Origin of the sequence: uncultured Frigoribacterium sp., assembly GCF_963515265.1 — a bacterium.
In the GTDB taxonomy this organism is placed as follows: Bacteria; Actinomycetota; Actinomycetes; order Actinomycetales; family Microbacteriaceae; genus Frigoribacterium.
Genome location: NZ_CAUPYL010000097.1, coordinates 1 through 9,365, shown reverse-complemented (window position 1 = coordinate 9,365; position 9,365 = coordinate 1). Strand labels below are relative to the sequence as shown.

General features: G+C 75.0%; 1 protein-coding gene and 1 pseudogene. Both read left to right on the top strand.

Features of this window, described 5'->3' with window-relative positions:
• The first annotated feature begins 30 nt into the window (after positions 1-30).
• Positions 31-8,388: an SdrD B-like domain-containing protein gene (locus tag RWM17_RS09120; protein ID WP_314102927.1), complete on the top strand. Its 8,358-nt coding sequence runs from the start codon at positions 31-33 to the stop codon at positions 8,386-8,388.
• A 435-nt stretch (positions 8,389-8,823) separates the two neighbouring features.
• Positions 8,824-9,365, top strand: a pseudogene (locus RWM17_RS09115) (hypothetical protein); the annotation flags it as partial.

Genomic DNA, 9,365 nt, shown 5'->3' with positions numbered 1-9,365 from the left:
CTCTGGCGCCTCCTGCTCGCGGTCGCCGTCGTGCTCGCGGGGCTCGCCGTCCCGGCCCTCGTCGCCCCGACCGCCGCCCGCGCGGCCGACGGGCTCGCCGTCACCTTCACCGAGTCCGCCCCCGCGAGCACCCTCGTCGGCGACGCCGTGGCGGTGACGCTCACGGCCTCGAACGCGACGACGACGCCCGGCTACAACCTGACCCTGACCGACGTGATCCCGGACGGCGCGACGTTCGCCTCGGCGGACGCGGGCCTCGGCTCGCCGAGCCGTGTCGTCAAGCTGGCGAACGGCACGACGAAGCTGATCTGGTCGAACGTCGCCGACCTGCAGGCCGGGGTCACCGTGGCCTACACCTACTCGTACACGAGCACCGCGGCCGTCGGGGCCGTCGTGACGACCTCGGGCGCCGCCTTCGTCAGCTCGGCCGCGCGGACCCTGCCGAAGTTCACGGCGGCCGGCACGCCCGCGGGCAGCCCCGGCGGGGACCCCGTCGCCGACCCGGCCGTCGTGAGCGCGACCGCCGGCTCGACGACGACGCTCGTGCCGTTCAAGCTCGACAAGAGGGAGGACTCGAGCCCCGAGGGCGAGCTGCTCCGCGGCGTGCACGACCACCCCACGACGTACACGCTGACGGTGACGAACAACAGGGTCGGCCGCTCGACTGGCTTCTCGATCGTCGACTTCCTGCCTGCAGGCCTCGAGTTCCTCGGCTGCGCGAGCGTCGACAACAGCGCCCCGGGCACCGTCGAGTACCCGGGCGCGCCCCGCCTCGACTCCCGGCCGCTGCCCGACACGGCAGGCCTCTGCCGTGAGCCCTCGAGCGTCAGCACGGTCCGGGTCGACCCGGACGGCGCGACCGGCCCGCTCGCCCTCGGCGTGTACACGCGGGTCGAGTGGACCGGCCTCGGCGACCTCGCCGCCGGGGCGACGACCACCCTGCGCTACGCGGCGGCGGTGCCCCTCCGCGAGAACGAGCTGTTCCCCGCCGGCGCGCCCGCCGCGGGCGCGACCGGTCTCTCGACGGCGAACCTCGACAACAACACCGGCACCGAGACCCGTGACGAGCAGCCGCTGACGAACAGCGCCACGACGTCGGGCACCTGGGCCGGTGCGGTGTACACCTCGTCCGCGACCGCGACGGTCACCGCCGAGGACGTGCGGATCGTCAAGAGCCGCGGCGTCAGCGGCGACGACCAGGGCTCGATCCGCCAGGGCGCCACGACGAACTGGCACCTCGCGATCGCCACCTCGGAGTACGCGCAGGGCACGAGAGACCTCACCGTCGTCGACACGATCCCGGACGGCCTGTCGTACGACGCGGGCTCCGCCACGCACCGCCAGTCGGGCACGGCCTTCGCACCCGTCTCGACCACCCCGGGCACGGCCAGCCCCTGGACCCAGGCGATCACCTGGACGGTGCCCGCCTTCACGGCCCCGAACGGCGCCTTCACCATCGACTTCACGACGACCACGCTCGGCTCGTACCGCAGCGGCGTCGGCCCGGTCGCCGCCGAGGACTCGTGGACCAACCGCGTCGACCTCACCTCGACGTCGACCCTCGTCGACGCACGCAGCACGCCCGACGCCCTGCGCACCCACGTGCTGGCGACCCCGGACGACTCGTCCGCCGGCCAGGAGGCCGCCGCCGTCGTGCTCACCAAGCAGGTCGCGGTGCCGCAGACGACGGCCGACTGCACCACCGCCTCCTGGGTGCCCGAGGGCGGCGCAGCCCCCTCGTACGGCCCCGGCGACACGGTCTGCTGGAAGATCGAGGCGATGTTCCCGGTCGGGCTCAACACGGTGTCGACCACGGTGAAGGACTTCCTGCCCGCCGGGTTCGCCTTCGTGGGCGCCGTGTACGGCGCGGGCCACACGGCCGCTCGTCCGGACGCCTTGTCCGACGGCGGCGTCATCACCTGGAGCCTCCCCGACGAGGCCTCGGGCAACGTGTTCCAGGCCATCGTCACCTCGACCATCAGCGACCCGACGGCTGCGGCCGACGGGGACATCACCTCGAACCTCGCCAAGCTCACGTTCGAGAACACGGCCGGCGCGGTGTTCCAGCTCCGAGACCAGGCCGACGCGGTCTGGACCGAGCCGCAGCTCACGACGGCCAAGACCGCCAGGCCGACCACGGTGCAGGGCGGCGACACGGTCGACTACACGGTCACGGTCTCGAACTCGGGCCGCGCGCCCGCGACCGAGGTCAGCGTCCGCGACCTGCTGCCCGCCGGCTGGACCGCCGGCCAGGTCAGCGCCGTCACCGCAGGAGGCGCGGTGACGGACGAGGCCCCGCACTCGCGGATCGACTGGGCGGGCCTGACCGTGCCGGCGAAGTCGGGCACGACCAACGGCACGCTCGTGCTCACGTACTCGGTCGCCGTGCCCGCGGGCATCGCGGCCTCGGACACCTTCGCGAACACGGCGGGCGTGCGGCAGTACCAGGACGCCACGAACACGGGCACGCCGTTCGTCTACACGCCCGCGAACAACGTCGACCCCGCGCTGACGACGACCAACGCCGCGCGTGCCGACGCGACCGCCACCGTCCGCGCCGGGATCCCGACGGTCGAGAAGAGCAGCGACGTGAAGACCGCGCCGATCGGCTCCCCGATCACCTACCGCGTGACGACGACCATCCCGGGCGGCGTCTCGCTCTACAGCTCGTCGGCCGGCGTCGCGCCGTCGATCGTCGACCAGCTCCCCCAGGGTCTCCAGGTCGTCGGCGTGCCCACGGCGAGCATCAACGGCGGTCCCGCCGTCCCCGCGTCGGTCGCCTCGGCGAACCGCCTCCGCCAGCGCGTGTCCTACGACCTCCCGACGAACTCGCAGGGCGCCTACGTCAGCGAGCGGGGAGACGCCGACGTGGTGGTGCTCACCATCACGGCCACGGTCGTCGACTCGTCGACGAGTCCTGCCGTCGCCCGGGGCACCGTGTTCACGAACACCGCCGCGCTGACGTGGTGGCGCGCGGGCGCGACGACGAGCGCGCCGACGTTCACCCAGCCCAGCGCCGCCGTCACCACCACCGTCGTCGAGCCCGCCCTCACCCTCGCCAAGACCGACGACGCCGTCGGCGGCAAGGTCGTCGTCGGCCAGGCGGTCACGTACTCGCTCCGGGTGCGGAACCCCGCCGGCACGAACGTCTCCACGGCGCACGACGTCGTCGTCACGGACGTGCTGCCCGAAGGGCTCACCTGGGTCGACGGCGGCACGTACGAGCCGTCGAGCCGCACGATCACGTTCCCCGAGATCGACGTCGCTCGCGGCGCCTCACCGGCCGACTTCACCTTCCGCGCGACCGTGGACGAGACGGTCGGCGACACCCGCATCCGCAACGTCGCCACGGCCGTGGGCAGCTCGCTCGACGGCGCCGTCGAGGGCGAGCGCTCGTACTCCGCGACCGCGGAGGACACCGTGACGGGCCCCTCCCTGTCCGTGGTCAAGGCCCTCGCCGACCCGGCCACGACCAGCCGCACCACCGGTGAGCTGACGACCTACACGCTCGACGTGCGCATCCCCGCCGGCGTCTCCGCCTACGACGTGACCGTGCACGACACGCTGCCGGCCGGCCAGGCCTTCGGCTCCCTCACGGCCGTGAGCTGCGCCTCCTGCGACCCGTCGCTCACCGCGTCGATGCTCGGCACGCCGCGCACGGGCACGATCGGCTTCTGGCTCGGCGACGTCACGGCAGCCGCGGCCGAGCGCGTCGTGCACCTCGAGTACACCGCGTACGCGCAGGCGGCGACGACGTCGGGCCAGGTGCTGACCAACGTCGCGCAGGTCGCGTTCGACAAGACCGACAAGATCGACGGCAAGCCGGCCTCACGCCCGCTCGCGGCCTCGTACGACTACACGAGCCTCGCGTCGACCGCCGCCGTCACCGTCGTCGAGCCGCGCCTCGTGCTCGACAAGCGCGTCGACGGCCAGGTCGGCGACGCCGACACCCGCCGCGCCGTGCCCGGCGAGACTCTCACCTACCGCGTCGCCGTGACCAACGTCGGCACCGGCCCCGCCCACGACGTGCAGGTCACGGACGCGCCGGACACGCGCTTCACGGGCTTCACCCCGGTCGAGGGAGGCGCGGGCGCCGTCACCGGCGCCGTCCGCAGCTGGACGATCGACGGCCCCGTCGCCCCGGGCGAGACCCGTACGATCGTCTACCGGCTGACCGTCCCCGCCGGCCTCGGCTCGGCCGACGAGGTCGCCGGCCCCGAGCTCGCCAACACGGCCGACGTGGCGTCGTACGCGGGCGTGGCCGACCAGCCGGCCGACGGCCGCGACTACGAGACCTACCACGACGTGGACGCCGACACGGTCGGCGTCGAGGTCGACCTGGCCTCGCTCGCGGGCTCGACCTGGTTCGACGCGAACGGCGACGGCGTCCGCACGGCGGGCGACCCCGGGCTCTCGGGCGTCGGCGTGACCGTCGTCTTCGCGGGCGCCGACGGCGTGCTCGGCACGGCCGACGACGAGCGCCACCCGACGACCTCGGGCCCCGACGGCTCGTGGAAGGTCGACCACCTGCCCGGCGGCAGCTACCGGGTCGACGTCGACCCCGCGACCCTGCCGGCCGGCCTCGTGGCGAGCTACGACCTCGACGGCGTGGCCTCGGCGGGCTCGGCCGTGCTGACGCTGGCCGAGGGCGCCGACCGCACCGACGCCTCCTTCGGCTGGGCCGGCAGCGGCTCGATGGGCGATCTCGTCTGGGCCGACCGCGACGGCGACGGCCGCCAGGGCGCGGGCGAGCCCGGCATCGGCGGCGCCGAGGTGCTCGTGACGTGGGCCGGCCAGGACGGCGACCTCTCGACCGAGGACGACAACGTCGAGTGGGAGCGCGACAGCGACGCGGAGACCGGCGCGTGGTCGGTCGGCAGCTTGCCCGCGGGCACCTACTCGGTGAAGGTCGGCAGCCTGCCCGCCGGCTACCTGCTCGCGTCCGGCCCCGCCGGCGTCTCGGGCCTCGGCGGCCGCACCGCGACGAGCACGCTCGTGCTCGGCGCGGGCCAGCAGGTCGTCGACCAGGACACCGGCTGGCGCGGCACCGGCGCGATCGGCGACCGCGTGTGGCTCGACCGCGACGGCGACGGCGTGCAGGACGACGGCGAGCAGGGGCTCGTGGGCGTCCGGCTGACGGTCACCTGGGCCGGCGCCGACGGCGAGCTCGACACGGCCGACGACGCGGTCGTCCCCGTGGTCACGGGCGCCGACGGCTCGTGGCTCGTCGACCACCTGCTGCCCGGTGAGCACCGGGTCACCGTCACGGGCGCGCTGCCCGAGGGCGCGACCTCGAGCTTCGACGAGGACGGCACCACCGACGGCACCGACACCGACACCTCCACCGACCCCGCAGGAGGCGACAGCACGACGCGCGTCGTGCTCGCGGCCGGCGACGCCCCGCACCTGACGGCCGACTTCGGCTACGAGGTCGGCTCGAGCATCGGCGACCGCGTGTGGTGGGACGTCGACGGCGACGGCACGCAGCAGCCCGGTGAGCCCGGCCTGCGCGGCGTGGGCGTGACGGTCACCTGGCTCGGCGCGGACGGCGTGCTCGGCACGGCCGACGACCTCGTCTTCACCGCCGTCACCGACGACGAGGGCGACTGGCTCGTCCGCGACCTCCCGAACGGCGACCACACGGTCGCCGTGACCTCGGGCGTCGCCCCCGGCTTCGTGCCGACGCACGACGCCGTCGGCCCGGCCGACGGGGTCTCGCGCACCTCCCTCTCGAGCGAGCGCTCCGTCGACCTCGACCAGGACTTCGGCTACCGCGGCGACTCGACGATCGGCGACCGGGTCTGGCTCGACCGCGACGGCGACGGCCTGCAGACGAGCGACGAGCCCGGCCTGCCCGGCGTGCGCGTCACGGTGACGTGGGCCGGGCCCGACGGCACGGCCGGCACCGCGGACGACGTGGCGCTGCCCTCGGTGTTGACGGACGCCTCCGGGGCCTGGTCGGTCGGCTCGCTGCCCCTCGGCTCGTTCTCGGTCGTGGTCGACCGGAGCACGCTGCTGCCCGGCCTGTCGTCGGTGCACGAACGCGACGCCGACCTCGACCTGGCCACGACCGTCGTCGTCGCCCGGACCGGGACGACCGTCGACGACGCCGACCTCGGCCTGCGCGGCGACAGCAGCGTCGGTCGGGTCGTCTGGCTCGACCGTGACCGCGACGGCGTGCTCGACGACGACGAGCGCGGCCTCGGCGGCGTGCGGGTCGACGTGCTCTGGGCCGGCCCCGACGGCCGGTTCGACACGGCCGACGACGCCGTGTTCGGCGCCGTCACCGCGACGGACGGCAGCTACCTGGTCGACGGCCTGCCCGCGGGCAGCTACCGCGTGGGCGTCGACAGTGCCTCCGTGCCCGCCGGGCTCGGCCTGGTGCGCGACGAGGACCCCAGCCCCGACGGGGTCACGACGATCGAGCTGCCGGTCGCCACGGCGCACCGGACGGCCGACTTCGCGTTCGCGGGCGGCGCCTCCGTGGGGAGCTCGGTCTGGCTCGACACGGACGGCGACGGCGTGCGCTCGGCGGACGAGCAGCCCGTGCCCGGCCAGCCCGTCTCGCTGCGCTGGGCCGGCCCCGACGGCCTGCTCGACACCGCCGACGACCAGCTCTTCTCCACCGTGACGGCTGCCGACGGTTCGTACCTCGTCACCCTGCTGCCCGACGGCCGCTACCGGGTGTCGGTCGACGGCGGCGTGGCTCTCGCCGCGGTGAACACCGGTGACCCCGACGGAGGTGCCCCGAACGTCTCGCAGGTCGAGATCGCCGGAGGCGCGTCGAACTTGGTGCAGGACTTCGGCTACCGAGGCACGAACGCCCTCGGCGACACGGTCTCCTGGGACCGCGACGGGGACGGGACCGACTCGGCCGGCGACCCGCGCCTGCCCGGCGTGCAGCTCGAGCTGACCTGGCTCGGCCCCGACGGCGTGGCCGGCGGCGGCGACGACGTCGTGCTGACGACGACGACCGACGCCGCGGGCTCCTGGCGGGTCGACGGCCTGCCCGACGGTCGCTGGACGGTGGCGGTGGTCGGCGGCGTGCCCGCCGGGCTCACGCCGAGCAGCGACGCGGACGGTGCGGACGCCACGGGCGGGTCGGACGGTGCGGGTGACGCATCGGCCGACGGCCGCAGCGCGGTCGAGCTGGTCGGCGGCGTGGTCGACCTCGACCAGGACTTCGGCTTCGCCGGGGCGGGCTCGATCGGCGACACGGTCTGGCTCGACGAGGACGGCGACGGCCGTCAGGGGGCCGACGAGGTCGGGATCCCCGGCGTCACGGTGACCCTGACCTGGGCCGGCGTCGACGGCGTGCTCGGCTCGCCCGACGACCGGGTCGAGACGGCCGTCACCGACGAGCGGGGCCGCTGGCTGGTCGAGCACCTCGCCGCGGGCGAGTTCCGGGTCGAGCTGACGGGCGGCGTGCCCGTCGGGCTGACGACGACGCGGGCCGGGTCCGAGTCTGGTGCTGGTGCTGGTGCTGGTGCTGGTTCGGGCTCCGGCCCTGGTGCCGGCAGCGGCTCCGGTTCCGTGCCGACGAGCACGACGACGCTGGCGGCCGGTGAGGCCGACCTCGACCAGGACTTCGGCTTCCGTGCCGACGCGTCGCTCGGCGACTCGGTCTGGCTCGACGTGGACGGCGACGGCGTGCGCGACCCGCACGAGCCCGGCGTCGGAGGCGTGGTCGTCACCGTGCGCCTCGCCGGTGCCGACGGAGCCCTCGACACCGCGGACGACCTCGTGCTGACGCGGACGACCGACGCGTCGGGCTCCTGGACCGTCGGCGGTCTCCCGGCCGGGGCGGTGCGGGTCAGCTACGACCCGTCGACCCTGCCCGCGGGCACCGTGCCGGGCTCCGACCTCGACGGCGGCACCCCGACGGCGGCCACCGTGCAGCTGGAGGCCGGCGAGCAGCAGCTCGACGTCGACTTCGTGGTGCGCGGCACGGCCAGCGTCGGAGGCGTCGTGTTCGACGACGAGGACGGCGACGGAGTGCGCGACCCGGGCGAGAAGGGCGTCGGAGGCGTCGGCGTCACGATCGTCTGGAGCGGACCCGAGGGCCCGGTCACGATGGTCGCGACGACCGGACCCGACGGCACCTGGTCGGTCGGCGGTCTGCCCGGCGGCGACTACACGGTGACGGTGTCGATGGACGGCGTCCCCGCGGGCACCCGGCCGAGCACGGGCGTGCGCACGACGTTCACGCTCGCGCCGGGCGGCTCCGAGCAGGTGCTCACCGGCCTGACCGCGCAGCGCCTCGCATTCACCGGCTCCGACCTCGGCGGCGTGCTGTTGATGGGGCTGTCGCTGCTCGTCGCCGGAGGGGCGGCCCTGGTCGTCTCCCGTCGCCCGAGCCGCCGTCGCCGCACCGTGACGGAGGACTGAGGAGGCGCCTCCTGCGGGCGACGATGACCCTCGACTTGCCGCTTCGCGGGCCCCTGAACCAGGGGAGACCCCGCCAACTGGCAACTCTCGAGGGGTCCAGACCGAGCGGCGATCCCGGATTCTGCGGGGACACTCAGGCTCGTGGTGCATGCTCGTCGCTTCGCCCGCGCCCGCCCGTACCCCCCGGCAGCGCTGGGTGGACGTGCCGGGCCCCGAGGCCCCGCTGGAACCGACACCGACCCGTCACCTCGACAGCACCTGCCGGTCGACCGGTCCGCCCCTGGGCGGAACGGCCGGGCCGCCTCCGGGACCGACTCCCCGGCCGTGCCGTCGTCCACCGCGCCTCCCGCGGTGCTGCGCACCCGAGGCGCAGAGGTGAGTCGACGTGCCCCTGACCGAGGCGCGCCGAGCAGGCCGGCCGAGCAATGGGACGACATGACCTCCGAGAACACCCCCGCCCCCGAGGGCACCCGCAGCACCAGCACCGCCAGCACCACCCGCTCCGTCACCGACGGCTCCACCGGCACCGCGGCCGCGCCGCTGACGCGCCGGGCCATCGCCGCCGACCGTCGCCGCGCGAGCCGCCGCCGCCTCGTCGGAGTGACCGCGGTCGCCGCCGTCGCGATCGTCGCGGGCACCGGATTCGCCTTCGTCAACCGTGCCCCGTCGGCCGAGGCCGTCGCCGCGGCCCACGCCGAGAGCGTCAAGCAGAACGAGGCGGCGATCGCCGACTCGCTCGCCGAGGCCCAGGCCAAGACCACGATCGACATCGCCTCGCAGGTCGTGAGCTCGACGAAGGACAAGGTCGACGCCAGCGCGCTCGAGACCTCGGTCGCCTCGCTCGCGGACTACGAGAACCTCGACTCCGACACGCTCGCCGCCCGCGTGGCCGAGACGGCGACGACCGCGCAGACGGTCCAGGCCGCCGCGTCCGAGGCCGACCGCCAGGCCGCCGCCGCCGCAGCTGCCGCCAAGGC